We start from the raw sequence: 24073 nt of genomic DNA on the forward strand, positions 1-24073 counted from the left end.
GATGATGGCGACCACCCACGCGGCCGTGGGGCTGACCCTCGCCGCGCCGCTCGCGTGGGTCGCTCCCGAACTCGCCACCGCGGCGGCCGTCGGCGCGCTCGTCGGCGGCGTCTTCCCCGACGTGGACCTCTTCGTCGGCGTCCACCGCAGGACGCTGCACTTCCCCGTCTATTACAGCGTCGCCGCCGCGGTCTTCGGGGGCGTCGCCGCCGTCTCGCCTTCGACGCTCACCGTCGGCGTCGCCTTTTTCTGCCTCTCGGCGGGGCTCCACTCCGCGTCCGACTGGCTCGGCGCGGGCGGCGAACTCCGGCCGTGGGACCGCACCTCCGACCGCGCGGTGTACGTCCATCCCGCGAAGCGGTGGCTCCGCCCCCGCTATCTCGTCCGCTACGACGGCGCGCCCGAAGACCTCGCGCTGACGCTCCTGTTTTCGGTCCCCGGCTTCCTCGCCTTTTCGGGCGGCGTCCGGGTCGCCATCGCGGTCGGCGTCGCCGTCGCGCTGTTCTACACGGGCTTCAGAAAGCGGATGCCCGAGTGGTTCGGCATCTGAGGCGCGGCGTCCGTGAGGACGACCGCGCCCGCGGGCGCTCGGCCCAACCACGAAACTCATACGTCTCGGTCGCCGAGTGGTCGAAGCGATGACGACTCGACGGCTTCGAACGGTGTGGGGGGTGTTCGCCCCGTGATGGCCCCGACGCACGTGGCGATGAGCCTCGCGCTCGCCGCCGCCGTCGCGGTCGTCGCCCCCGCGGCCGCGCCGCTCGTCGTCGCGGCGGCGCTCGCCGGCGGCGTCTTCCCCGACCTCGACATGGTCGTCGGCGTCCACCGTAGGACGCTCCATCAGGTCGAGGCGTTCGTCGTCGGCTCGGTCGGGTTCGGCGCGCTCGCGGTCGTCACCGGCGACCCGCTGGCCGCGGCCGCGGCGACCGGGTTCGTCGCGGCGGCGCTCCACTGCGCGGCCGACTACCTCGGCGGCAGCAGCGAGGCTCGCCCGTGGGAGGCGCGGACCGACCGCGGCGTCTACGTCCGCAGCCTCGGCGGCTGGGTCGAACCCCGCCGCCTCGCCGCCTACGACGGCTCTCCCGGCGACCTCGCGCTCGCCGCGGCGCTCTCGGTGCCGGGTCTCCTGACGCTCGGCGGCGGTTCGCGAGGGGTTCTCCTCGCGAGCCTCGCCGTCAGCGTCATCTACACACTCGTCAGAAAACGCGTGCCACAGCTCTCGGGGCGCGCGCCCGCCGTGACCGCCGCGGTCGTCGCGCTCTACTCAGTTCTCGCTCGTCGTCGGTAGCAGACGACACCACGCGGTCGGCGGCCGCGGCGTCGCCCTCACCGCGGAATCGACAGTGGGCCGTCGCCGCGGGCGACGTTTCGGAACCTCCGTCCGTGAACGTCGTCGGCGGCGAGCCGGTCGGTAATCGGGCCGCGGAGCCACTCGCGGTCCGGCGCGGCCGCGGGCGCGCCGTCGCTCTCGCCGGGTTCGTCGGCCGGTCCGAGCGCCCCGCTCGGCAGGAACCGCTCGTAGACCGGCAGTCGCTCGCGGAGCGGGACGCCCGCCTCGTCGGCGATGTCTGCGAGTTCCCGGAGCGCGGGCCACTCGTAGTCGGGGTTGACGTAGTCGTCCGTGACCGGCGAGACGCCGCCGAGGTCGTCGACGCCGCAGGCGACGAGGTCGGCCGCCGCCGAGAGGTTCGGCGGCACCTGCACCGACACCTCCTCGGGGAGCGCGACCCGCGCCATCGAAACGACCCGGCGCATCGCGTCGAGCGACGGGCGCTCGTAGTCCGACCGCTCGTTGGGGACGACGTTCTGGACGATGACCTCCTGTACGTGGCCGTAGCGCTCGTGGAGCGCGCGGATGGCCAGCAGGCTCTCCGCGCGGTCGCGCCACGTCTCGCCGATGCCGACGAGGATGCCCGTCGTGAAGGGGACGCCCACCTCGCCCGCGGCGCGGATGGTGTTGAGCCGCTGCCCCGGTGTCTTCCGGCGGTTCCCCGAGTGGGCGGCCACGTCGGCGGTCGTCTCCAGCATCACGCCCATGCTGGCGTTCAGGGGCGCGAGGTCAGCGAACGCCTCGCAGGTCAGGTCGCCGGGGTTCGAGTGCGGGAGCAGGCCCTCGTCGAGCGCGACTTCGCAGGCCGCCGCGAGGTAGTCGAGGATGTCGTCGTAGCCCCACTCGTCGAGTTGGCGGTGAATCTCGGTGTAGCGCTCGTCGGGGGCGTCTCCGAAGGTAAACAGCGCCTCCGTGCAGCCGGCGTCCGCGCCCGTGCGGACCACCTCGCGGACCTCGTCGAGCGACATGAGCGTCGCCTCGCCGGGCACGTCGTAGTAGGTACAGTAGGTGCAGGTGTACCGACAGGCGGTCGTCAGCGGGACGAAGACGTTCCGCGAGAACGAAAGCGACGCCGGCGCGTCGGCGTCGTCGGGGGTGACGGCGAGCAGTCGCTCCACGTCGGCATCGTCGATAGTCAGGTCGACTCCGTACTCGTCGGCACCCGTGAACATATCTCTCGGTGCGTGACGAACCACTAAAAGCGTGTCATTCGCGGCGATACGGCGGCGTCGAGACCGAAGCGCGGAAGTCGAGTTCGGGACCGGATAGTTGGTGCCAGACACGTCTCCGGTCCGTCCGAAGCGCCGTCAGGTGCTCGCCCCGAGTTGGTTGCGAGTGAGACTCGCGTCGTCGCGACGTTCGGACTCCACTTCGACTCTCGCGTCGTCTTCGCGACGCGGGAGCGCGCGGCGCACGTTGCCTCAGTTCCCGCCGGGCAGACGGACAACCGCGCCAGACACTGTTTATCGCGAACCGTTAAGGTCCTATCGGCGCTCGCGGACGGCCTCGACCCGACCGGACCCGCGTGCGAGCCGGACGCCGGCGTCGACTAGCCACTCGCGGGCCCGCCCCTCGCCGTGGACGAGCACTTCGACGAGGTCGCTCGGCTCGTCCACGTCGACGGCGAGTCGCATCGAGTCCACCTCGGCGAACGAACAGCCGGCGTCGCGGGCGATTCGCCGGTGGTCGAGAATGGACGCGCCGTGGTAGTCCACGGAGAACTCGGGGTGTCGGACGACGAGCCCGTTCGTCCCCCCGCCGAGGCCGGGCGCGGCGACCACGTCGGCGTCGGTTTCGAACAGCCGCGACAGCGCCGCGGGCGTCGCGAGCGCGAGGTCGGCCATGACGACCGCGACGGGGTCGCCGCCGAGGTCGTCGAGTTCGCCGCCCACGACTTCGGTGAGCGGTCGGTCGTCCACGGTGACGGGCGCATCGACGGTCACGGGCGCGTCCGCGACGACCGCCGGGTCGCCGCCGACCGCACGGACCGCGTCGAGCACGTCGCGGAGCATCGAGACGGCGAACTCGCGTCGCTCGTCGGCGTCGAAAAACGGGGCGAGTCGGGTCTTCGGATCGCGTCCCCCGAAGGGAACGACGACTCGCACGGAGAATCAGCCCAGTTTGTCGTAGGTCGTCTGCTGGGACCGCCAGTAGAGGAATCCACCGACGATGAGCGCGACGACGAGCAGACCGCCCGCCGCGTAGATGAGCAGTTGGGTCGTCTGACTCGACTGCCGGGCCTGGTTTGCGCTCGTCTCCGCCTCGTTGGCGAGGTTCGTCGTGAGGTTGAACTCCTCGCCGTTGAACGCTTCGACAGCGTTGGCAAACGTCTGCTCGGCTTGTTGCGTGTTGGCCCCACTCGCACGCTCAATCGCGTCCCGCGCGCTGTCGAGTTCGTCGCGCGCGGCGGCGCTTTCTTCGGTGTAGTGGTGGACCGACCACGAGTCGATATCGTTACTGGAGCCGCCTTCGCGGGTCTGGTCGAGCGAGATTATCGTGAACGTCTGTGCGGGGTCGTAGCTGAACGACTCCACGTCGGGAACGATTCCCGTTACGGTGACCTCCACTTCGCTCGTCCCGTCGGCAGTGGCGATCTGCGCGCCGCTGAAGTTCTGCCCGTCGAAGGACTGCTGGTCGACTCTCGCGCCCGTCTGGTCGTAGTACGCGACGGTCCACGTCACGTCCTCCAAGTCGGTCTGGCCCGCGAGCGTCCACGATTCGAGTTGTGGGCTCCGGTACAGCTCTTCGAGGGTGACCGACGCGGTCACCTGCGAACCGACCTGCGCCTCGTCGGGGACGTCGTCGGACGCGACGCTCACCGCCCCTGCCTGCCCTGCGAAGGCCGACAGGAGTACGACGAGCGCGAGCGCCAGCTTAGAAAAGCGACTCCAGTTCGTCCTCGTCATCGTTTATGAGGGTCTCCAGATTCGAATCACTCTCTTGACGGATCTCTTCGATGTTATCCTGTGCTTCGATGGCGACCTGCTGCAGCTCCTTGATGCGCGGGACGTTCGTCACGCCCGACAGAAGGATGACTCCCGCCACCTTCTCCGCGCCCGGGATGGGGTAGTCGCCGCCGCGAACTTCCATGGAACCGGTCTGCTCTTCGATCCACTTCCGCCCGCGCTCTATGCCTTTCCGGTTCAGATGCTCCGGCGGACCAGCGAGCACGAGCAGCGCGCGCTCCGCGCCTTCGATTTCACACGGGAGCGTGAGCCGACCGAGCGCGGCCTTGCGGACGAGGCTCGTGATTCGGTTGGTCGTGTGGGCGGTGTCGAGATTGTCGTCGGGCTCGTCGCCGCCCGTCAGCCGAGACAGGAGGCCGCCGCCCTTGTCTTTCCGCGGTTCGACACCCTCGGAGGCGTAGCCGACGGTCGAGACGCCGCCGCCGGCCAGCGTGTTGATAATCTCCGATGAGTCGACGACGGACTCCGCGACCTCCTGTCCGTCCTGGACCTCGCCGGCACCGAAGAGCACGCCGAATCGGTTGACGATTTCCTCGTTAATCTCGTCGTATCCCCCCTGTACCGACTCGCCGGTCTTCCGCCAGGCGTCGTTGTCGAACACCATGAGGTTGTCGACCTCGCGCACGAACGTCTGGAAGGAGCGCGCGGCGTTGAGCGTGTAGATACCACCCTCGTCGGACCCCGGCAGGATGCCGAGTCCGTAGACGGGTTCGGTGTAGATGCGCTTGAGGTGTTTCGCGAGGACCGGCGCGCCGCCGGAGCCGGTGCCGCCACCGAGCCCGGACACGACGAGGAAGGCGTCGACTTCGTGGACGGGGATGCTGTCGATGGCACCCTGTACCTCGTCGATGTCCTCCTCGGCGATTTCGGCACCGAGTTCGTTGTCCGCACCGACGCCGTGTCCCTTCACGCGGGATTGGCCGATGAGGACGCGCTGGTCCTTCGGGATGTTCTTCAGTCCGAGCAAGTCGGCTTTCGCGGAGTTCACCGCGACCGCAGCGCGGACGATTCCGGCGTTGCGTTCCCGGTCGTACTCGACGAACTTGTCGACTACTTTTCCCCCGGCTTGCCCGAATCCGATCATTGCGAGCTTCATAGGTTCAGTCCCCTCGCCATTGCGTGAATTGCAGTACGAACGCGGACATAAGCGTTGTGATGGGGACGTGTCGAACCACCATCAGATTATCGGCGGAACGCGGCGACTCGAAACCGGTGTTAATCAGTCGTTATCCCGTGAGAACCGCTAATCCCGGTAAAATGAGCCGCAGTTCACGGCTGCTTAACGCCGCCGAGTCGTCACACCGGTGTCAGTTTCGCTCGCCGAGGTACGCGCCGAGCGTCTTCATCGACGAGGTGTCGACGCCGAAGACGCCCACGTCGTTCCGGTCGGTCGTGTTGTCGAACTGGAGCGACCGGTACTGGTCTTTCCCCATCGGGAAGCCGGGGACCGCCCCGAGGACGGTCAGGCCGACGCCCGCGAGCCCCATCGGCAGCGGAACGATGGTGATGGACTTGTTCTCGGCGTCGTACACCATCTCCGTGATTTCGCGGAGCGTGAGCTTTTCCGGGCCGCCGATGCGGTAGGTCTCGCCGGCGTGGTCGTCGCCCTCGACGCCGTCCGCGAGCATCGGCACGAGGTCTCCGACCCAGATGGGTTGGAACCGCGTCTCCCCGTTGCCGGGAAGCGGGTAGAGCGGGACGCCGGGCGCGAACATCCCCTTGAGCCGCTTCGTGAAGGAGACGAACTCGCCGCCGTCTCCGAAGACGACCGAGGGCCGGAAGATGACCCAATCGAGCCCGGACGATTTGACCGCCCCCTCGGCGTTCCCCTTCGAGCGGATGTAGGCGGTGTCGCCGTCGGAGTCGGCTCCGAGCGCGCTCATCTGGACGAGTCGGGGCACGTCGTTGGCCTCCGCGGCCTTCACGACGTTTTCGGTCCCCTGCCAGTGGACGATGTCGTGCATTCGATTGCCGCCGCTCGGTTCGAACAGCGGCGACAGCGCGACGAGGTTGACGACCGCGTCTTTCCCCTCGAACGCGCCCGCGATGGAGTCGTAGTCCGTCACGTCCCCCATCGCCTTTTCGACGCCGTCGGGGAGGTCCTCGCTGTTCGGACTCCGCGACATCGCGGTCACGCTGTGTCCCCGCGACTGTAGTTCGCGGCAGAGGTGGCTCCCGATGAATCCGCTTCCGCCGACAACAAGGACTTTCATGCCGTAATATTCGGCGGAATGAGGGTAAAGCTAACGGGGAATCGGGGTCGATTTCGCCGGAGAACACCCCGATGGGAACGACGCTCTTCCGGGCGGGCGCGTCAGACCGCGCCACCGGCCCGCACCCGCGCCGCCCGCGACCGCGCTCAAAACAGTATCGAGGGCGCGACCGGTCCGTCGGTGCGCTTCACCATCCGACCGACTCGGTCGTAGACGACGAGCTCCTCGGACGGGTCCGAGCAGTCGTCGGGCGCGTCGGTCGGGTGGTCGACCTCCGTCTGCTTCGTCGCGAACGACGCGTCCGTCGGGGGGACGCTCTCGTCGAACCGGACGACGGTGAACGGCTTTTCCCTCGGCTGGAGGTCGTTCCACCACTCTCGAGTGGATGTCACGGTCTTACGTATCGGCTCGCGTTGACATTATCATTGCGGCGTCTCGCTTCGGCGTGCTTTTTCGGGAGCGCCGAGTTGGTAGGGTATGCTCGTCACGCTCGAAGGGCTCGACGGGAGCGGGAAGACGACCGTCTGGGAGGCGCTCCACGACGCGTACCCCGACGCCGTCTTCACGCGCGAGCCCACGTCGGACTCGTGGTACGGAGAGGCAGTCAACCGCGCCATCGACGACGACGGCGCCGACCCGCTCGCCACGCTGTTCCTCTTCACCGCCGACCACGCCGACCATCTCTCGCGGGTCGTCCGACCCGCCCTCGCCGACGGGAAGCTCGTCGTCTCCGACCGCTACTCCGACTCGCGGTACGCCTATCAGGCCGCCGCGCTGCGCGACAGCGACCTCAGACGCCCGATGGAGTACATCAGAGGCATCCACACGGCCTTCACCCGCCCGCCGGACAAGACTATCTACCTCGACGTGGACCCCGAGACGGCCGCCGCGCGCAGCGGCGCGACGAACAAGTTCGAACAGGCGGCGTACCTCGCGGACGTGCGCGAGAACTACGAGCGACTCATCGAGGCCGAACCGGAGCGGTTCGTCCGCGTCGACGCGACGCAGTCGCCCGAGGACGTGCTCGCCGCGGTCGAGGCGGCGCTCGAAGCGATTCTCGCGGAACGGTAGCCGCCGACCGACTCGCAGTTCACCGCGAGTTCGGGAGGTTCTCGTACTCCTCCGGCGGCGGGACGTAGAGCGTGTCGATGGTGAAGCCGAGCGCGAGCGGCATCCCTATCATCACGCCGAGGGCGGCCGTGGGGCTGCCGAGGTTCACGCCGATGCCGAAGATGCCGGAGAACACCAGCGTCGAGACGAGCAGCGCGAGCGGAATCAGAAACAGGGCGTACAGGACGTACCCCCACTGCGTCTTCAACCGCAGGCGGAAAAAGCGGGTCATGACCGCCGCGATGAGCGTGTGGAGGACGATGAGCGCGCCCATGAGCACGAGGTTGACCACCGAGACCATAGCCGACCTAGGGGGGCGGTGGTCTTTGGCCTGTCGCTCTCGGCGGCCCGCTCGTCCCGCGCCGCCGTCGGTCGAACCGCCCGCCGGGCCCGCCCCCGCAACGGGTGACGTTTATCACGAAGGACCGTGACTCACCGCCATGCACCGACTCATCGCAGAGCGCGGGCTGGACGATACGGAGTTCACCGCAGACGACGCCCGCGCCGCCCTCCGCGACATGATTCGAGCGCGACGGTTCGACGAGCGCGCACTCGCCCTCCAGCGACGCGGCTGGATGAGCGGCTATCCGCCCTTCCGCGGACAGGAGGCCTCGCAAATCGGGGCCGCCCACGCCATGCGCGACGACGACGTGTTGCTGCCGACGTATCGGTCGAACGCCCTCCAACTCGCCCGCGGCGTGCCGCCGAGCGACATCCTCCTCTTTCGGCGCGGTCACGCCGAGTACGCCTCGGACCACGACGTGCCGGTGTTCCCGCAGGCGGTCCCCATCGCCTCGCAGATTCCCCACGCCGCCGGCGTCGGCATGGCCGCGAACTACCGCGGCGACGACCGCGCGGCGCTGGTCTGTTTCGGTGACGGCGCGACCTCCGAGGGCGACTTCCACGAGGGGCTGAACTTCGCCGGCGTCTTCGACGCGCCGGTCGTCTTCTTCTGCGAGAACAACGGCTGGGCGATTTCGCTCCCCCGCGAGCGCCAGACCGCAAGCGAGTCCATCGCGGCGAAGGCCGACGCCTACGGGATGGACGGGATGCAGGTCGACGGCAACGACCCGCTGGCGGTCAGGGAGGCCGTCGAGCGCGGCTTCGAGAAGGCGCGCGCCGGGGAGCCGGTGCTCATCGAGAGCCTCACCTACCGGCAGGGGCCGCACACGACCGCCGACGACCCCTCGCGCTACCGCGACGACGAGCCGGACCTCCCCGAGTGGCGGACGCACGACCCCCTCGACCGCTTCGAGTCGTTCTGCCGCGAGCAGGGCCTCGTCGACGACGCGGCGCTCGACGCCATGCGCGACGACGCCGACGAGGAACTGCGCGAGGCCGTCGAGCGCGCCGAGGCGACGCCCGAACCGGGGACCGACGAGCTGTTCGACAACGTCTACGAGGAACTGCCGCCCGAACTCGCCCGCCAGCGCGAGGAACACGTCGCGTTCGTCGAGCGCAACGGGCCGTTCGACATCGAGCGCTGAGCCGCGCCGCTCCGTCTCAGTCGTCCAAGGAGATGTACGTCTTCGTGTCTGCGACGCCCTCTAACCCCTGCACGCGGCTCGACGCGGTCTTCAGCACCTCGTAGACCGCGTCGGTGTCGACCTCCGCGATGATGTCGTACGCGCCCGCGACGATGTGAGCCTCGGTCACCGTCTCGAAGTCGCGGATGGGACCGAGCAACTGTTCCGACTCGCCGGCTCCGGTCTTCACCATGATGAACGCGTGAACCATGCGTGAGATATTCTACCACAGTCGTCAAAAGCCTTGCTTCGACCGAGCGCGGCCCGTTCATCCGAACCGGGGGAAGGTTATTTGCCTCCGCCGACATACCGTCTTATCATGCGGTTCGTTATCATTGGTGCTGGACGGGTTGGGCTGCGCACCGCTCGTGTCCTCCGCGAGGAGGGCCACGACATCGTCCTGGTGGAGTTGGACCGCGACCGGGTCAAACGGGCCCGTGAGGCGAACTTCGAGGTGGTCGAAGGCGACGGCTCCCGCGAGGAGGTGCTCGTCGACGCCGGCATCGAGGCGGCCGACGCCCTCGGCGCGCTCACCGCCGACCTCAACGTGAACTTCGCGGCCTGCATGATCGGCAAGCACTTCGGCTGTCGGACGGTGCTCCGGGTCGACGAGGACTACCGCGAGGAGGTGTACCAGAAGTACGCCAAGGAGGTCGACGAAATCGTCTACCCCGAGCGCCTCGGCGCTATCGGCGCGAAGAACGCGCTGCTCGGCGGCTCCATCCGCGCCATCGCGGACATCGCCCAACACTTGCAGGTCATCCTCGTGACGGTGACGGAAGAGTCACCGATGAACGGGTACAGTATCGAAGAGGTTGCGCTCCCGGCGAACGCCCGCATCCTCGCGTTCGGGAAGAAAGACGGGCCGATGGGCATCCCGCTTTCGGACGACTCGCTGGAGACGGGCGACCGCGTGGCCGTCCTCGCGGACTTCGACGTACTCAACGACGTGCGACAACTGCTCGTCGGCGACGAGGTCGTCACCGCGACGGGGGGTGCGTGACGATGGTCTACGCCTACATCATGGTCAAGGCCGCGCCCGTCTCCGACGGCATCGACCAGCTGAAACAGGACCTCTTGGCCGTCTCCGACGGCATCGTCAGCGCGCACATCGTCGCCGGCGACGTGGACTTCATCGTGAAAGTCGAGGTGGACTCGCCCGCCGACGTGAAGGGCATCGCCGGCGGCATCCAGTCGGTGGCGGGCATCGAAGACACCCAGACGTACATCGCGATGGACTGAATCGGCGCGTCGCCACGCGGCGGTCCGCCCCGACCCGCCCCGAGCGACTGTCACCGACTTGTTCTTCAGAACCCAGCGCCGGCGGCGTCTTTCGCGTTCCGAATGAGGCTCGTCACCGGTTCGCCGTAGTCGTAGCCGGGGATGATGCCCTCGACGAACGTGCCTTCGACGTAGTCGATGACCGCGCCGGCGTCGTCGACGCCGCGGCGCTCGTTGACGTCGGCAAAGCTCGCCCGGACGACCGCCTCGTCGCCCGCGCGAGTCACGTCGGGGTCGAGGTCGTGGTCGCCGGCGACGACGCCGCCCACGTCTTCGAGGCGGAGTTCGAACGTCTCGTACCAGCCGTCTTCGACCACGGGGGCCACGTCGTCTGCGACCGCCGAGAGCATCGGGACGCGCACCTCCACGTCGAACTCGACGCGGCCGCTGTCCTGCGCCGCGACGCCGACGGTGCCGTCGAACGGCGTCGTCACGGACTCGAAGGTTCGGTCGTCAACCGGTTCGAACGACCCGTGGTCGCCGAACGCGCGGCGGACTCGACCGGGGATGTCGTCTTCGCTCATGCCCGGACGAAGGTCCCGACGGGAGAAAAGCCCGTTGCGTCGCGAGCGCCCCCGAATCGCCCGCCTTCGGCGGTTTTGGTCGAATGGCGGCACGTTTAAGTATCTCGCGGCACTCCGTTCAGGTGACGCTTCGCTTTGGAGGGCCGAAGCGTCAGCGGGGACCAATCTAGGGCGGCATTCGCCGCGCGGGCCGCTCCCGTGCGGCTGCCTATCCCTTTCTCACGAAACTCACGTCCGAGAGCCGCCGGCTCATATTCGCGCGCGCTCGAATCGAACATCGACCCGAGCGACAGCCGACCAACAACAGTTCGACAGCGACGCGACCGCGTCAGTTCTCGTCCGGACTGTCGCCGGCGGCTTTGCGTTCTCCCGGGTCAGGTCCGTCCTCGACGGACTCGTCTCCGCCCGAGCCGTCGGCCGCGAGGTCGGCAATCGACGGCGACGACCTCGACTCGGAGTGCGTCCCGTCCGCGAGCGCGGTTTCAGTATCCTCGCCCCCGAGTTCCACCGCGTCGCCGACGCCGTCTCGCTCCACCTTTTCGCGCACCTCGAACCGGTCCGCGAGCGCCCGCAGTTCGTCGGTGGCCGACGACAGTTCCTGCATCTGCCCGGCGACGGTGACCATCGCGTCGTTCTGCTCGTGGGCCGCGCCGGCCGCGTCGGCAGCCTCGTCGCGCGTCTCGTCGGCGATGTCGGCCGCCTCGTCCGCGAGGCGCGCGACCGACTGCGCGGCCGACGCCTGCGAGGTGGTCGCCTCGTCGACGGCGGCGACGCCGTGGTCCACCTCCTCCAGTCGGTCGACCGCCTCGTCGATGGCCGTGACGCCGGCTTCGACCGTCTCGGAGCCCTGCGAAACGCGCTCTCGCGCGGCTCGCACCGCGGCGACCGTCTCGTCGGCCGTCCCCTCGACGGACTCGATGGACGACTCGATTTCGGTCGTCGCGTCGGCGGTCTCCTCGGCGAGCGCCTTCACTTCGTCGGCGACGACGGCGAAGCCGGAGCCGGCCTCGCCGGCGCGGGCGGCCTCGATGGAGGCGTTGAGCGCGAGCAGGTCCGTCTGCTCCGCGATATCCTCGATGAGGTCGACCACCTCGCCGATGTCCGCTACCTCCTCGCGGAGCGCTTCGACGCCCTCGGCCGCGGTCGCGACGCGCTCGTCGATGTTCGCCATCTCGTCGTGGACGGCGGCGCTCGCGTCGCGGCCGGCCTCGCCGCGCTCCGCGGCGTCGCCGGCGAGGTCAGCGAGTTCGTCGGCGGAGGCGGCGACCTCCTCGACCGTCGCCGAGAGGTCCTGCATCTCCGCGGAGACCTCCGCGAGGAGCGACGCCTGCTCGGCCGCGCCCTCGGAGATGTCGGCGGTCGCCGTCTCGACCCGCTCGGAGGCGGCGCTGACCTCCTCGGTGCCGGCGGTGACGCGCTCGCCCGCCGCGTCGACGGTCGCCGCGAACGACGCGACCCGACCGATAGTCGCTTCGAGGTCGGAAAGCATCGCGTCGATGCCGTCGCCGACGGCCGCCATCGCCTCGTCGTCCGATTCGACAGACGTGCGCACCGTCAGGTCGCCCGTCGCCGCGGCGTCCATCGTCTCGCGGTAGTCCTCGGCGGCGCGCGCGAGGTCGCGGCGGGCGTCTTCGGCCGCTTCGATGCGTTCCCGTAGGCCGTCTCGCATCTCGGCGAACGCCTCGGTCAGCGCGCCGAACTCGTCGACTCTCCGGGTTTCGAGGTCAACGTCGAGGTCGCCGGCGGCGAGCGCCTCGGCTTTGGCCCGGAGCCGCCGGAGCGACAGCACCGTGTTGCGGCCGATGACGGTGCCGACCAGCGCGAGGCCGGCGAGCGCCACGCCGATGAGGACGGCCACGTCGCGCTCGACGACCTTCGCGACCGCGTAGGCGTTGGTCTGCGGCGCTTCCACGAGGACCGCCCAGTTCGTCCCCGAGACGGGGGCGTAAGCAACGATGTCGCCGCCGGCGTCCCCGTCGCTCTCGCGTTCGACGACGCCCGTCTCACCGTCGACCGCAGCGTCGAGCGCCGGCGTTGCCGCCCCGTCGCGGTACGTCGTGAGGACGTTTTCGCCGTACTTGTCGAAGGCGATGACGCCCGTATCGGTCACCACGCGGGTTTGGGACCCCTCGACCGGCTCGCTCAGCATCTCGGCGTGCTTCGTCGCGTCCACGACCACCATCACCGCACCATTTCGGCCCTCAACGGGACTGAGGAAGGCGAGGCGCTCGCTCCCGCCGTAGCGGTAGACCTCGGAGATGGCCACCGCGTCGGAGTCGGCCATCGTCAGCGACCCGGTCGTCCACGACAGGCCGAGGGCGGAGACCGATTTGGTCTCTATCACGCCGTCGGTGCTGCGGACGATATCGCGGCTCGACGGGTTCACGTAGTGTATTGCCACCACCTCGGCGGGCAGGGTGTCTTTCTCGCGTTCGAACGCCTCGTCGATGGCGTCGGGGTCGCCCGTCCGGACGGTCTCGTACTCCGAGAGCATCCGGGCCGTCCGAGCGTAGCCGTCCATCCAATTCGACAGCCCCTCGGCCTCCAGTGAGGCGACCATCTCCAGGTCGCTGTGCGTGTCGGCTCTCACCTCGGTCCCGACCACGTCCGAGACGTACAGGCCGAACCCGCCCATCACCGCGGCCACGAGGAGGATAACGAACAGGAATTTCCGAAGGTAACTCCGCCTGAGCACCCTCGGAACCAGCGTGGCGAACTTCATGTCACTCGGTAGCAAGAGACCGACGTAAAGCGTTGTCCCGCTAGCTATCAGTTCTGATACCAAAGAAAAAACCGATATGCGCCGCTCTCACCGAAGTACGAGTTCCGAGAATCGTTACAGTTCGCTCACGGTGACCCCGAGCGCGAGGGCGGCGGCCCCGGTCGCACCGCCGCCCGCGGCCAGCGCCGTCGGCAGCGCGGACAGGACGCCGGCGACGGCCCCGGCGAGGAGGCAGACGGCCATGCCGAGGAGCGTGGCGTCGAAACGCGTGATGAGGAGTCCGGGTGACACGGTCTAATTACATCTCATTATTCGAACTGTCAAAATATTTGCGGGTGCGGCCCTACTCGCCTCCCTCTCTCACGCCCGGGTGTCAGAGGCGTCCGCGTGGCGGGCGCGGTTCGATTCGGGGACCTCCCGCGCTTCGGATTCGGGTTCGGCTTCGGGTTCAGATTCGGTCTCGGTCTCGACGGCGTCTTCGAGGAACGCTATCGACCGCTCGCGTTCGCCCCGCACCGAGGCGTCGCGCAGTCCGACCTCGACGAGCGCCGCCGGGTCGACCGCCTCGGGGTCGATTCCCGCCGCGTCCACGAACTCGCTGAGAACGTGGCCGTCCATCGGGTCGACGAGTCGCCCGTTGACCCGATACGTCGGCGGGTCGAGGCCGAACCCGTCGTAGGGGTCTCCGAATCCCTATCCCTCCGAGTAGCGGTGTCTACGCGTCGAAGCCATTCGTACCAGTTGGCGGGGAACCGAGATAACGTGGTCGGCGGTCCCACGACGGGCCGGGCGACAGAGAGAAGCGGGAACGCGTCGCTCGGTTCACTGTCGCTCGGCGACGAAAATGCGGGGGACGAGATTCGAACTCCACTCGCTCCGCTCACGCCGTTCGCTACGCTCCCTAGTTCGAACGCGTCGTTCTGTTCTCACGCCTCGCTGTCGCTCGGCGACGAAAATGCGGGGGACGAGATTCGAACTCGCGAACCCCTACGGGAGCGGATCTTAAGTCCGCCGCTTTTGGCCTGGCTCAGCCACCCCCGCGCACTCTCCCGTTCTTCGAGGGGGAGAAAAGTGCTTTCGCTTTACCAGTCGACCGAGAGCGTCCCGTCGCCGTGGGGGTCCGGCGAGAGCTCCTCGTCGGTTCGCCGGTCGATGACGTGGATGACGCCGCGGCCCTTCTTCGCCGGGCAGACCTCCGCCGCCTCGACGTTTTCGTCGAGTTCGTCCTCACCGACGAAGTACGATTTGGCGCGGGCGAGGCCGGTTTCGAGGTCCATCTCCCAGTTGTCGGCGACCTCCGCGCACCGGCCGGCCCCGAAGCACTTGTTCGCCTCGAAGATTATCTTGTAGGGCTTTTCGTCGACCGGCGGGGCGTTCTCGTCGGTTCCGAAGTCGCTCGGCTTCGGACGGTCGGACTCCTCGCTCATCGTCGGCCCTTACCGCGCGGTGGTCTTTGCGCTGTCGGTCGCGCGGCGACGGCGCGCCCCGGAACCCGCGAGACGCCTCGAACTTCTGGTACATCTGTCGAAGCCCGCTCGTCGTGCTTCGAATCCGAGAGGCGGCGAGCGGGCGTACCGTATTCTAGCCGAGACATCACGTAACAGTGGGGCACTCCCGTCACATGAATCATCGACAGACGCAGTACCAGTCACGAATTCGTTCTCAGATATGATACCCGAGAGCGTGGTCTTATCACTCACCAGAAATCTTCTGGACCAATGGACGACGACAGCCAGCTCCGGAGACGAGCGTCGTCGGTTCGCGCCTCCGTCCGGGCCGCGCTCGGCGCACGCGCGACCGACGACGAATCCGAATCGGACGCCGCAGACGAGACGGCGCGCGCCGATGACGCGCGAAGCGACGGCGGGGGCACTCCCTCGGTCGCCGTCGAATCGGGACGCGGGGAGTCTCCCGCCGACGATGTCGCCGCTTCGTCGGCCCCGGACGCCGCCGCGCTCGACGGTCTCGACGACTTCTCCGCGGCCATCGAGCGCTGCATCGAGGGCGACCTGACGGTCCGCGTCGACGTTCCCGACGACCCGGCGCTCGCGCGTCACGGCCGCCTCCTCAACGAACTGTTCGAGGAGTGGCAGACCGCCATGCGGGACGTCGACGCCTTCGCCGACCAGGTCTCGGCGTCGACCCGAATCGTTGCCGACGCCGCCGCAGAGAGCCGCGAGGAGAGCCGGTCTGTCGCGGGCTCCGTCGACGACATCGCCGCGGGTGCGCGCCGGCAAAGCGAGAGCGTCGAGGAGGTCGCAGACGAGATGCGGAACCTGTCTGCGACCATCGAGGAGGTCGCCGCCTCCGCCGACGAAATCAGGCACGCGACCGACGAGGCCGTCGAGCGCGGCGACCGCGGCAAGCGCGCGGCCGAGACCGCTATCGACGAGTTGGCGGTCATCGGCGAGCGGACCGACGCGACGGTCGAGCGCGTCGCGGAACTCGACGACCACATCGACGACATCACCGGCATCGCGACCAAAATCTCCGACATCGCGGAGCAGACGAACATCCTCGCGCTCAACGCCTCCATCGAGGCCGCTCGCGCCGGCGAGGCCGGGTCCGGCTTCGCCGTCGTCGCCGACGAAGTGAAGGCGCTCGCCGAGGAGACACAGGCCGCGACCGCCGACATCGAATCGACCATCGAGACCGTTCGGACCCGGTCGGCCGCGACGGTCGAGGACATCACCGACACGAGCGAGCGCCTCGACGAGGGCAGCGAGACGATTCAGGAGGCGCTGTCGGCGCTCGACGGCGTCGTCTCCGACCTCGAGGAGACGAACGGGAGCCTCCACGAGATTTCCGACGCCACGGACTCGCAGGCGGCGACCTCCCAAGCGGTCGTGAGTCAGACCGACGGCGTCGGCGAGATAAGCGACGAGACCGCGGCGCTCGCGGCCGACGCCGCGGGGTCGGCCCGCCGACAGACCGTCTCGCTCTCCGAGGCGGTGACGAAGATAGACGCGCTTTCGGACCAAGCCGACCACCTCCGGGAGTCCATCGACGACTACCGTCTCCACGCCGAGGCGACCGAGGCGGGCCAGACCGTCGTCCAGTTCTGGCACGGCATGTCCGGCGACAAGGCGGCGGTCCTGGAGTCGCTCGTCGACGAGTTCAACGCCGACCACGACGGCGTCCGCGTCGATACCGCGTCGAAGGGGAGCTACCGCGGCACGTTCGACGCGACCCTCGCCGCGGCCCGGTCGGGGACGCCGCCGACCATCGCGCAACTGTACGAGGTCGGCACCCAGCGCGCCCTCGACAGCGGGGCGTTCACCCCCGTCGAATCGGTGCTCCCCGACGGGGCGTCCGCGGGCGAACTCGTCCCCGAAATCGCCAACTACTACCGCCACGACGGCGCGCTCTGGTCGATGCCGTTCAACGCCTCGAACCCCGTGTTGTACTACAACGCCGACGCGTTCGAGCGGGCCGGCCTCGACCCCGACGACCCGCCGGCGACGTTCGACCAAGTCACCTCGGCCGCGGCGACGCTGCAGACGAGCGGGGCGGTCGACTACGGCGCGACGTGGGCGAATTACAGTTGGTTCGTCGAGCAGTGGTTCGCGGCCGCCGGCGAGTGTCTGTTCGACGCCGACAACGGCCGGAGCGGCACCGCCCGCACCTCGAACCTCGACGGCCCGGTCGGGACGCGCGTGTTCGAGTGGTGGCGCGACCTCGAACGGAACGACTTGCTGTTCGACCCCGGCGTCGAGGCCCGGCGAGACGCCCGCGAGGCGTTCCTCGACGGCCGCGCCGCGATGCTCGTCGACTCCAGTTCGAGCGCCGCGTCGGTCGTGCGGGGGGCCGCAGAACGCGGCTTCACCGCCGAAGTCGGGCGGTTCCCCTCGCCCGGGTCGACCCGCGAGGGCGTTGTCGTCGGCGGCGCGTCGCTGTGGGTCGCAGACGGCGTCGAATCCCGGAAGCGGGCCGCCGCGGGCGAGTTCATCGCGTGGCTGACCCGCCCCGAACAGCAGCGACGCTGGCACCGGCAGACCGGCTACTTCCCGGTCCACCGCCGGACGAGGGACCTCCTCCGCGACGACGGCTGGTTCGACGAACACCCCGGCTTCGCGGTCGCGTTCGACCAACTGGCCGAGACCGACGACACGCCGGCTACCCGCGGCGCGCGCGTCGGTCCCTTCACGACCGTCAGGACCATCGTCTCCGAGGGCCTGTCCGAACTGTTCGACGGCCGCGACCTCGACGCCGTGTTGGCGACGATGGACGAGCAGGTGTCGGCCCGCCTGTCGGAGTACGACGCCGCGTCGAACCGCTGACGCGACGAGACCCGACCGTCCTCGAATCGGACCGAACGGACCCGCCCCGCAGCGCGCCCGGTGATGCTTTCGCTATCGAGCCCTAATCTCGGACGATGCGGCAGTCCCGTCGCTCCCGGTTCGGCGACCTGATTCGCGCCGCCGCCCCCAGCGACCGCCGCCGATTTCTCGCCGCCCTCTGGACCGCCCGGGGGTGGGAGACGACCGTCGAAGACGGCCTCGTAATCGCCCGCCGCGGCGACCGAACCGAGCGGCTCGCGGTCGCCCCCCGCGGTCGGTTCCGGCTGTCGCTGTCGGTTCCCGACGAGGCGACCGTCGTCGTCGCGCTCGGCGACCCCACGCGAACCCGGCGCGAGGCACCCGACGACGCCCGCATCCTCGCGCTCGACGACCTCTTCGACCTCGTCCGGTACGGTCTCCCGGCGGGCCGCGGCGACGACCTCGTCGCAGACCACTTCGGCGTCCGCCTCGACGACCTCCCGGCCGATGACCGCGGCGTCGGTGCGAGGGGTGCGGACGAGGCGGGTGGCGCAGTCGTCGCTCCGCTTTCTCGACCGCTTTCGTCGCTCCCGGTCGCGCCGCTCGTCTTCGTCGCGCTCCTGCTCGCGGCGGTCGTCGTGACCGCCGGGCCGGGCGGCGTACCGGTGCTCGGCGAGGCGCTGGGCGGTCATGGGTCGTCGACACCGACGCCGGCCGCGACGACTCCCGAGCCGACGCCGACGCCCGAACCGCGGGCGGTCGCCCCCGGCGTGACAACCGCGAGCGTCGAGAACGCGACGCGCCTCGCGGCGGCCCACCGCCGGGCCGCGGCGAACCGGTCGTACCGGTGGACGCTCCGATACCGCGAGTCAATCGCCGGCGACGAGACGGGCCGCGAGGTGGAGGCCGTCCGCGTCGAGGCCCCGAACGTCTACGTCTCCGAGGTCGAGCGCGCCGGACAACTCAGGGCGTTCCCGCGCCCGACCGCCTCGGAGGACGCCTACGCCGACGGGGCCACGCGCTACGCTCGCCGCCCCGCCGAACCGGACGGCGTCGCCGCCCGCGTCCTCGACCCCGACGTGCGCGACGGCCCGGGGCGGCAGGCCTCCCGCGCCGCCCGCTATCTCGACTGGTATCTCTCGACCGACGAGACGAGCGTGACGCGCGTAGAGAGCGTGACCAACGCGACCGCCGAAAGCGGGACCGCGCTGTACCGAGTTCAGGGCCGCGGCACCGACTTCCCGCGGTCGCGCGGCTATCGGGTCGAAGCGGTCGTCGAAGAAGGCGGGTTCGTCCGCTCGATGCGCGTCGCCTACGAGACCCGAGACGGCCTCGGCGTCGAGGTCTGGTTCGCGTACGACGCGGTCGGCGGGACGACGGTCACGCGACCGGCGTGGCTCGACCGCGCCGACGGGTCGCCCGGCGGTCGGACCGTGGTCCCGACGAACGCGACCGGGTAGCGTTCGAGGCGGAGACGGACGTTCGATTCGCCCTGATGACGGTCGAGACGCTTACTGCTCGACGTCGACCGATTCGAGGACCACGTCGGACACCGGCTTGTCCTCGCGGTCGGTCGGGACCGAGCCGATGTCCTCGACGACATCCATGCCGTCCGTGACCTCCCCGAAGACGGCGTGCTTGCCGTCGAGGTGGGGCTGGGCGTCGAGCGTGATGAAGAACTGCGAGCCGTTCGTGTTGGGGCCGCGGTTCGCCATCGAGAGCACGCCGGGGCCGTCGTGGCTGAGGTCCGAGTGGAACTCGTCGTCGAAGGTGTAGCCGGGGCCGCCGCGGCCGGTTCCCGTCGGGTCGCCGCCCTGAATCATGAAGTCCGAGATGATGCGGTGAAAGAGGATGTCCTCGTAGAGGGGTTCGCCTTCCATCGTCTCGTCGGTCTCGGGGTGGACCCACGTCTTTTCGCCCGTCGCGAGGCCGACGAAGTTCTCGACCGTGTTCGGGACCTTGTCCTCGAAGAGTTCGACCGTGATGTCGCCCTTGTTCGTGTGGAGCGTGGCCGTTGGGTTGTCGCTCATACTCGACCCGTCGGGCGGGCGAGTGAAAACCGTGCCGCCTCGGGGTCGGTCGCCGGCGACGCGGCGCTTGGTTCATCCTCGGTGACACGACTCCGTTCGGTCCGAGTCTTTCGGTCGGCACCGCGGACTGTCACACCGACAGACGTTTCTCTCCCCCGCGACCGAGTGGTGTGAGATGACATCACAACTCGACGGAGGGCGGTCGGAATGAACGCCCGCTCGACGCTCGAACGCCTCTCGGAGCTCGCAAACACCTACTTCGTCGGCCTCGTGCTCCTCGCGTCGGCCGCCGCGTTGGCGCAGCCGGGCCTGTTCACGTGGATTGCGCCCTACATCTCGCCGCTGCTCGGGCTCATCATGCTCGGGATGGGGCTGACGCTCCAGCCCGCGGACTTCCGCCGACTTGCGGAGCGCCCCCGCGACGTGGCCATCGGCGCGCTCGCCCAGTGGCTCGTCATGCCGACCGCCGCCTACGCGCTCACGGTGGTTCTGTCTCTCCCGCCGGAGCTCGCCGTCGGCGTCATCCTCGTCGGCGCGGCCCCCGGCGGCACCGCCTCGAACGTCATGGCCTACCTCGGGAAAGGCGACGTGGCGCTGTCGGTCGCCATCACGACCGTCACCACGCTGGCCGCGCCGCTCGTCATGCCCGCGTGGGTCGTCGCGCTCGCCGGCGAACAGCTTCAAGTCGGCTTCGTGGACCTGTTTCTCAACATCGTTCAAATCGTCTTCATCCCGGTCGTCCTCGGCTTCGCGCTCCGAGTCGTGCTCGACCGCAACGCGCCCGAGGTTGCCGAAGTCGGCCTCGACGTGTTCCCGCTCGTCTCGGTCCTGAGCATCGTCGCCATCGTCGCGGCCGTCGTCGGCCTCAACGTCGATACCATCCTCGGCGCGGGCGCGGCCGCCATCGGGGCCGTCGTCCTCCACAACGCTCTCGGCCTCGGCACCGGCTACGGCACCGGCCGCCTCGCCGGGATGTCCGCGGACCGCGTCCGAACGACCACGTTCGAGGTCGGCCTCCAGAACAGCGGGCTCGCGGCGGCCCTCGCGCTGTCGTTCTTCTCGCCCGCCGCCGCCCTGCCGCCCGCGCTTTTCAGCGTCTGGCACAACATCACCGGGCCGCTCCTCGCGAGCTACTTCGCGCGAACTGCGGGCGACTCCGCCGGTGGCGCGCCGGCTGACGACTGAATCGCTCGTCGCAGTCGCGTTTTTGCGCCCCGTCTCGACGGGTCGGAACCGATTCGGGATTAAATTATTGTGGAGAATAACCATTACTGTCTGGTTCGAAACGTCGGCACGCTCGACCGGACTGTTCGCCTCGCGCTCGGCCCGCTCCTCGTCGTCGGCGTCGTCCTGCTCGTGACCGGGGCCGGCCGGACTTGCCCGCTGTACCTGCCGTTCGGCACCGACACGTTCGACGACCGGGACTGACGCCCGCGACTCGCCTCGCCCCGCCGCGCTCCGCTCCGTCCGCCTTTCTCGCTCCCCTAACTACAAGACACCCCACCGCGATGCGTCGGATATGCACACCGCGGAGACCGTGACGCTCACTCGCCTCCCCTCCGGCGTCCCGGTACAGACGACAGTTCACACCTACGAACCAGCCGACGGAACCGACGGTCCCACGCTCTACGTGCAGGCCGCCCAGCACGGCCGGGAAATCAACGGCACCGAAGTGCTCCGTCGACTCCACGGCCACCTCGAACGCGCCGACCTCTCGGGTCGCGTCGTCGCCGTCCCCGTGGCCGACCCGCTGACGTTCGACCGCGTCTCCTACGTCACGCCCGAGGTGCTCGACTCCGTCAACTCCAACATGAACCGCGTCTGGCCGGGCGACGCCGACGGCTCGCTCCACCAGCGCATGGCCGCGACGCTCTGGGAGTACATCAGCGAGTCCGACGCCATCGTCGACCTCCACACGGGAAGCCCGGATATGCTCACTCACACGGTTTACCTCCGGGGCGACGAGGCCTCCCGCGACCTCGCGCGGGCGTTCGGCGTCGATATCCTCCTCGCGGAGGCCGCCGGCGACGAGGCCGACGACGAGTGGACCGAACGGAGCTTCGACGGCAAACTCCGCGTCGCGGCCACGAACGCGGGCATCCCCTCCATCACGCCCGAACTCGCCCACAACAAACAGCTCGTCGAGCCGGCCATCGTCGCCGGCGTCGAGGGCGTCCTCAACGTCTGCCGCGACATGGGCATCCTCTCGGGCGCGGTCGAACCGTGGGACGGCCGCACCTACCGCAACCACCTCGGCCGCGTGCAAGCCGACGCCTCGGGGCTGTTCGTCGCCCGCGAGGACGTGGCACTCGCCCGCGAGGTCCGCCCCGGCGACCACCTCGGCTGGGTGTACGACCCGACCACCTACGAAGTGCTACAAGAGGTCGAAGCCGAGCGCGCGGGCATCGTCTACTCCATCGCCCGCGAGGCGACCGTCACGGCCGGCGAGACGCTCGTCGGCATCGCGCTCCCGCTGGACGACGGCGAGGGCGACGCCGAGGGTGACGACCCGTTCGACGGGACCGACGGCGACCTCGACATATAGGGCAGAAAACACTTATCCGCGCCCGGCGGTCGGGGTCGTATGGACCGCCGCGCCGCGCTCTCGCTCCTCTCGATTCTCCTCGTCGTCGCCGCGGGCACCGTCTTCGTCCTCGACAGCGAGGCTCGGCGGCGGGCGATTGCGGCGGAAGAAACGCGCCTCGGGGCCGAACTGGCGGCCAGCGAGTGCATCAACACCTACGGTACGTCGACGACCGTCAGCGACGAATCGGCGTCGGTCGTCGGCCGGGGCCTCAATGGGTGGACGGTTCGCGTCTCGCACCCGTACTGGTACAACACGAACCGGTCGCACGCCGACACGTCGTCGGAATCGGTCTACGTCGTGGGGCCGGATTCGGTTCGGTACGCGGGCGGTGAGTCGGTGGGTCCGACGTGTTGAACGAGAGCGTTCGAGTCGGTTTTAGAACGCGCGCAGGTCTTCGAGCACGGCTTCCGCGTCGCCGGAGGCGATGGTCTCGCGGGCCAGCTCCAGTCCCTCGTCGATGGTTTCGGCGTCCTCGCGGGCGTAGATGCGGAGCGCCGCGTTGAGGGCGACGGCGTCGGCGAAGCGGTCCTCGCGGTCGCCGGCGAGCACGGCTTCCGTGATTTCGGCGGAGTCGCCGGCCACGTCGTCCTCGTCGACGCCGAGGTCGTCGTACTCGAAGTCCATGCCGTACTCGGCGGTCTCGATGTCGAAGTCGTCGAAGGTGGCCTCGCCGTCGTCGCCGGCGGTCCACTCGGCGACCTTCGTGTAGCCGGGGCGGATGTCGTCGTAGCCCTCCATCCCCTGGAACATGAGTACGCGGTCGAGGTCGTGGTGCTCGCTCGCCTCGAAGGTGTTGACCATCTTCTTGGCGAACGCGAGGTGGTAGAACGACCCGAGGTGAACCGAGGCGTTCGCGGGGTTGGCGATGGTCTCGATGGTGTTGACGAACGTCCGAACGCCCATGTTGTCGCGGCGCTCCCAGAGGGCGTGGATGGCGGGGTTGAACCGCGGCTGGTAGTAGAAGCCGAAGCCGGTGTCGTCGACCATGTCGGCGGACTCGGCGGGGTCGAGTTCCGTGCGGACGCCGAGTTCGTCGAGGACGTGCTTGTAGGCGTCCTGCTTCTGGGTCGGGACGCGGTCGCCGGAGTGGACGACGACGGGCGTGCCGGCCGCGGCGGCGACGACGCCGGCGGCGACGCCGAGGATGGCGGTCTTGCCCTTGCCGTCGTAGTTCGCGCCGCAGTCGACGGGGTCGGCGTCGGGTTCGGCGTACTCGACGCCTTCGGCCATCACGTCGGCGTAGGCGGCGAGTTCCTCCGCGTTGTTGTGCTTCCAGCGGTTGGCGAGCCAGAACGCGCCGAGCGTCGTGTGGTCCGGTTCGCCGGCGAGGATGCGGCGCATCGCCTCGGACGCCTGCTCGCGGGTCATGTCCTCGGCGGACTTCGTGCCCGTGCCGACGACTTCCGTCATCAGACGCTTCAGCGGCCATTCCCCGAACTCGCTTTCGACTACTGCCATGCGCCTGTGTTCGCGCGAGCGGTCAAAAAACGTCCCGTTCGGTCCCGTCGCGCGGGAGCGACGCCGC

General features: G+C 69.1%; 27 protein-coding genes and 1 tRNA gene. 12 read left to right on the forward strand and 16 right to left on the reverse strand.

Translation table 11 applies throughout. The annotated features are described in order from the left end of the window. The first annotated feature begins 1 nt into the window (after nt 1). A complete protein-coding gene (locus C458_RS09835; RefSeq protein ID WP_008575316.1) occupies nt 2–550 on the forward strand; it encodes a hypothetical protein in 549 nt (182 codons plus the stop codon). Between the two features lie 135 nt (nt 551–685). After that, entirely contained in the window at nt 686–1288 is a 603-nt protein-coding gene (locus C458_RS09840; RefSeq protein WP_008575317.1) for a hypothetical protein, read from the forward strand. A gap of 38 nt (nt 1289–1326) precedes the next feature. Here C458_RS09840 and cofG read toward each other — a convergent pair whose 3' ends face one another. The 6 genes from cofG to C458_RS09870 form a co-directional block, all read right to left on the reverse strand. Then, complete coding sequence (gene cofG / locus C458_RS09845; protein WP_008575320.1) at nt 1327–2502, reverse strand: 7,8-didemethyl-8-hydroxy-5-deazariboflavin synthase subunit CofG; 1176 nt, start codon at nt 2500–2502, stop codon at nt 1327–1329. Nucleotides 2503–2814: 312 nt separating this feature from the next. Continuing rightward, nucleotides 2815–3435, reverse strand: coding sequence for a 2-phospho-L-lactate guanylyltransferase (cofC, locus tag C458_RS09850; protein ID WP_008575322.1), 621 nt, complete (start codon nt 3433–3435; stop codon nt 2815–2817). Between the two features lie 6 nt (nt 3436–3441). Then, entirely contained in the window at nt 3442–4236 is a 795-nt protein-coding gene (locus C458_RS09855; RefSeq protein WP_049896730.1) for a hypothetical protein, read from the reverse strand. Further along, complete coding sequence (locus C458_RS09860; RefSeq protein ID WP_008575327.1) at nt 4205–5392, reverse strand: tubulin/FtsZ family protein; 1188 nt, start codon at nt 5390–5392, stop codon at nt 4205–4207. Before C458_RS09860 ends, C458_RS09855 begins: the two co-directional genes overlap by 32 nt. Nucleotides 5393–5603: 211 nt before the next feature. Then, nucleotides 5604–6509: a complex I NDUFA9 subunit family protein gene (locus C458_RS09865; protein WP_049896732.1), complete on the reverse strand. Its 906-nt coding sequence runs from the start codon at nt 6507–6509 to the stop codon at nt 5604–5606. Nucleotides 6510–6655: 146 nt separating this feature from the next. Next, entirely contained in the window at nt 6656–6901 is a 246-nt protein-coding gene (locus C458_RS09870) for a hypothetical protein (protein ID WP_008575331.1), read from the reverse strand. Between the two features lie 85 nt (nt 6902–6986). Between C458_RS09870 and tmk the strand changes: the two genes are divergently transcribed. Beyond that, nucleotides 6987–7580 (forward strand): dTMP kinase, encoded by a 594-nt coding sequence (tmk, locus tag C458_RS09875; protein ID WP_008575333.1) that lies wholly within the window; start codon nt 6987–6989, stop codon nt 7578–7580. 19 nt (nt 7581–7599) lie between these two features. Here tmk and C458_RS09880 read toward each other — a convergent pair whose 3' ends face one another. Beyond that, nucleotides 7600–7920: a hypothetical protein gene (locus tag C458_RS09880; RefSeq protein WP_008575335.1), complete on the reverse strand. Its 321-nt coding sequence runs from the start codon at nt 7918–7920 to the stop codon at nt 7600–7602. Between the two features lie 139 nt (nt 7921–8059). Between C458_RS09880 and C458_RS09885 the strand changes: the two genes are divergently transcribed. Continuing rightward, nucleotides 8060–9106 (forward strand): thiamine pyrophosphate-dependent dehydrogenase E1 component subunit alpha, encoded by a 1047-nt coding sequence (locus C458_RS09885; protein WP_008575336.1) that lies wholly within the window; start codon nt 8060–8062, stop codon nt 9104–9106. A 16-nt stretch (nt 9107–9122) separates the two neighbouring features. Here the strand turns inward: C458_RS09885 and C458_RS09890 are convergent, their stop codons facing one another. Beyond that, nucleotides 9123–9356 (reverse strand): Lrp/AsnC ligand binding domain-containing protein, encoded by a 234-nt coding sequence (locus tag C458_RS09890; protein ID WP_004042102.1) that lies wholly within the window; start codon nt 9354–9356, stop codon nt 9123–9125. A 108-nt stretch (nt 9357–9464) separates the two neighbouring features. On the opposite strand from C458_RS09890, the gene C458_RS09895 reads away from it, so the two are divergent. Continuing rightward, complete coding sequence (locus tag C458_RS09895; RefSeq protein WP_008575338.1) at nt 9465–10148, forward strand: TrkA family potassium uptake protein; 684 nt, start codon at nt 9465–9467, stop codon at nt 10146–10148. Between the two features lie 2 nt (nt 10149–10150). Then, the gene (locus tag C458_RS09900) at nt 10151–10387 is read left to right on the forward strand and encodes an Lrp/AsnC ligand binding domain-containing protein (protein WP_004062689.1); all 237 of its coding nucleotides are present in this window, start codon (nt 10151–10153) and stop codon (nt 10385–10387) included. 65 nt (nt 10388–10452) lie between these two features. Here C458_RS09900 and C458_RS09905 read toward each other — a convergent pair whose 3' ends face one another. The 6 genes from C458_RS09905 to C458_RS09925 form a co-directional block, all read right to left on the reverse strand. Then, nucleotides 10453–10950, reverse strand: coding sequence for a DUF5813 family protein (locus C458_RS09905; RefSeq protein WP_008575339.1), 498 nt, complete (start codon nt 10948–10950; stop codon nt 10453–10455). Nucleotides 10951–11278: 328 nt separating this feature from the next. After that, complete coding sequence (locus tag C458_RS09910) at nt 11279–13672, reverse strand: methyl-accepting chemotaxis protein (RefSeq protein WP_008575340.1); 2394 nt, start codon at nt 13670–13672, stop codon at nt 11279–11281. A gap of 114 nt (nt 13673–13786) precedes the next feature. Continuing rightward, nucleotides 13787–13963: a hypothetical protein gene (locus C458_RS18465; RefSeq protein ID WP_004042107.1), complete on the reverse strand. Its 177-nt coding sequence runs from the start codon at nt 13961–13963 to the stop codon at nt 13787–13789. 69 nt (nt 13964–14032) lie between these two features. Further along, nucleotides 14033–14290, reverse strand: a complete 258-nt coding sequence (locus C458_RS09915) for a hypothetical protein (RefSeq protein WP_008575341.1) — start codon at nt 14288–14290, stop codon at nt 14033–14035. A gap of 338 nt (nt 14291–14628) precedes the next feature. Next, a tRNA-Leu gene (locus tag C458_RS09920) sits at nt 14629–14713 on the reverse strand. 41 nt (nt 14714–14754) lie between these two features. Further along, the gene (locus tag C458_RS09925) at nt 14755–15099 is read right to left on the reverse strand and encodes a ferredoxin (protein WP_004062684.1); all 345 of its coding nucleotides are present in this window, start codon (nt 15097–15099) and stop codon (nt 14755–14757) included. Nucleotides 15100–15390: 291 nt separating this feature from the next. Here C458_RS09925 and C458_RS09930 point away from each other — a divergent pair, with 291 nt between their 5' ends. Together C458_RS09930 and C458_RS09935 are read left to right on the forward strand one after the other, a co-directional pair. Next, nucleotides 15391–17952 (forward strand): extracellular solute-binding protein, encoded by a 2562-nt coding sequence (locus tag C458_RS09930; protein ID WP_008575342.1) that lies wholly within the window; start codon nt 15391–15393, stop codon nt 17950–17952. Between the two features lie 95 nt (nt 17953–18047). Further along, the gene (locus C458_RS09935; protein WP_008575343.1) at nt 18048–19391 is read left to right on the forward strand and encodes a hypothetical protein; all 1344 of its coding nucleotides are present in this window, start codon (nt 18048–18050) and stop codon (nt 19389–19391) included. 51 nt (nt 19392–19442) lie between these two features. Here C458_RS09935 and C458_RS09940 read toward each other — a convergent pair whose 3' ends face one another. Next, the gene (locus C458_RS09940) at nt 19443–19961 is read right to left on the reverse strand and encodes a peptidylprolyl isomerase (protein WP_008575344.1); all 519 of its coding nucleotides are present in this window, start codon (nt 19959–19961) and stop codon (nt 19443–19445) included. A gap of 207 nt (nt 19962–20168) precedes the next feature. On the opposite strand from C458_RS09940, the gene C458_RS09945 reads away from it, so the two are divergent. The 4 genes from C458_RS09945 (at nt 20169) to C458_RS09955 (ending at nt 22902) form a co-directional block, all read left to right on the forward strand. Then, nucleotides 20169–21146, forward strand: coding sequence for a bile acid:sodium symporter family protein (locus C458_RS09945; RefSeq protein WP_008575345.1), 978 nt, complete (start codon nt 20169–20171; stop codon nt 21144–21146). A gap of 90 nt (nt 21147–21236) precedes the next feature. Then, nucleotides 21237–21389 (forward strand): YgaP-like transmembrane domain, encoded by a 153-nt coding sequence (locus tag C458_RS17880; RefSeq protein ID WP_081603254.1) that lies wholly within the window; start codon nt 21237–21239, stop codon nt 21387–21389. Between the two features lie 91 nt (nt 21390–21480). Then, complete coding sequence (locus C458_RS09950) at nt 21481–22506, forward strand: succinylglutamate desuccinylase/aspartoacylase family protein (RefSeq protein ID WP_008575347.1); 1026 nt, start codon at nt 21481–21483, stop codon at nt 22504–22506. 39 nt (nt 22507–22545) lie between these two features. Further along, on the forward strand, nt 22546–22902 hold the full coding sequence (locus C458_RS09955) for a hypothetical protein (RefSeq protein ID WP_008575348.1): 357 nt from the start codon (nt 22546–22548) through the stop codon (nt 22900–22902). A 21-nt stretch (nt 22903–22923) separates the two neighbouring features. On the opposite strand, the gene C458_RS09960 is transcribed toward C458_RS09955, so the two are convergent. Continuing rightward, nucleotides 22924–24006 carry an anthranilate phosphoribosyltransferase gene (locus tag C458_RS09960; RefSeq protein WP_008575349.1) on the reverse strand — a complete coding sequence of 361 codons (1083 nt, stop codon included), beginning with the start codon at nt 24004–24006 and terminating at the stop codon, nt 22924–22926. Between the last annotated feature and the right edge of the window lie 67 nt (nt 24007–24073).

The sequence above is a fragment of the Haloferax sp. ATCC BAA-644 genome (assembly GCF_000336975.1).
GTDB classification, from domain to species: Archaea; Halobacteriota; Halobacteria; order Halobacteriales; family Haloferacaceae; genus Haloferax; species Haloferax volcanii.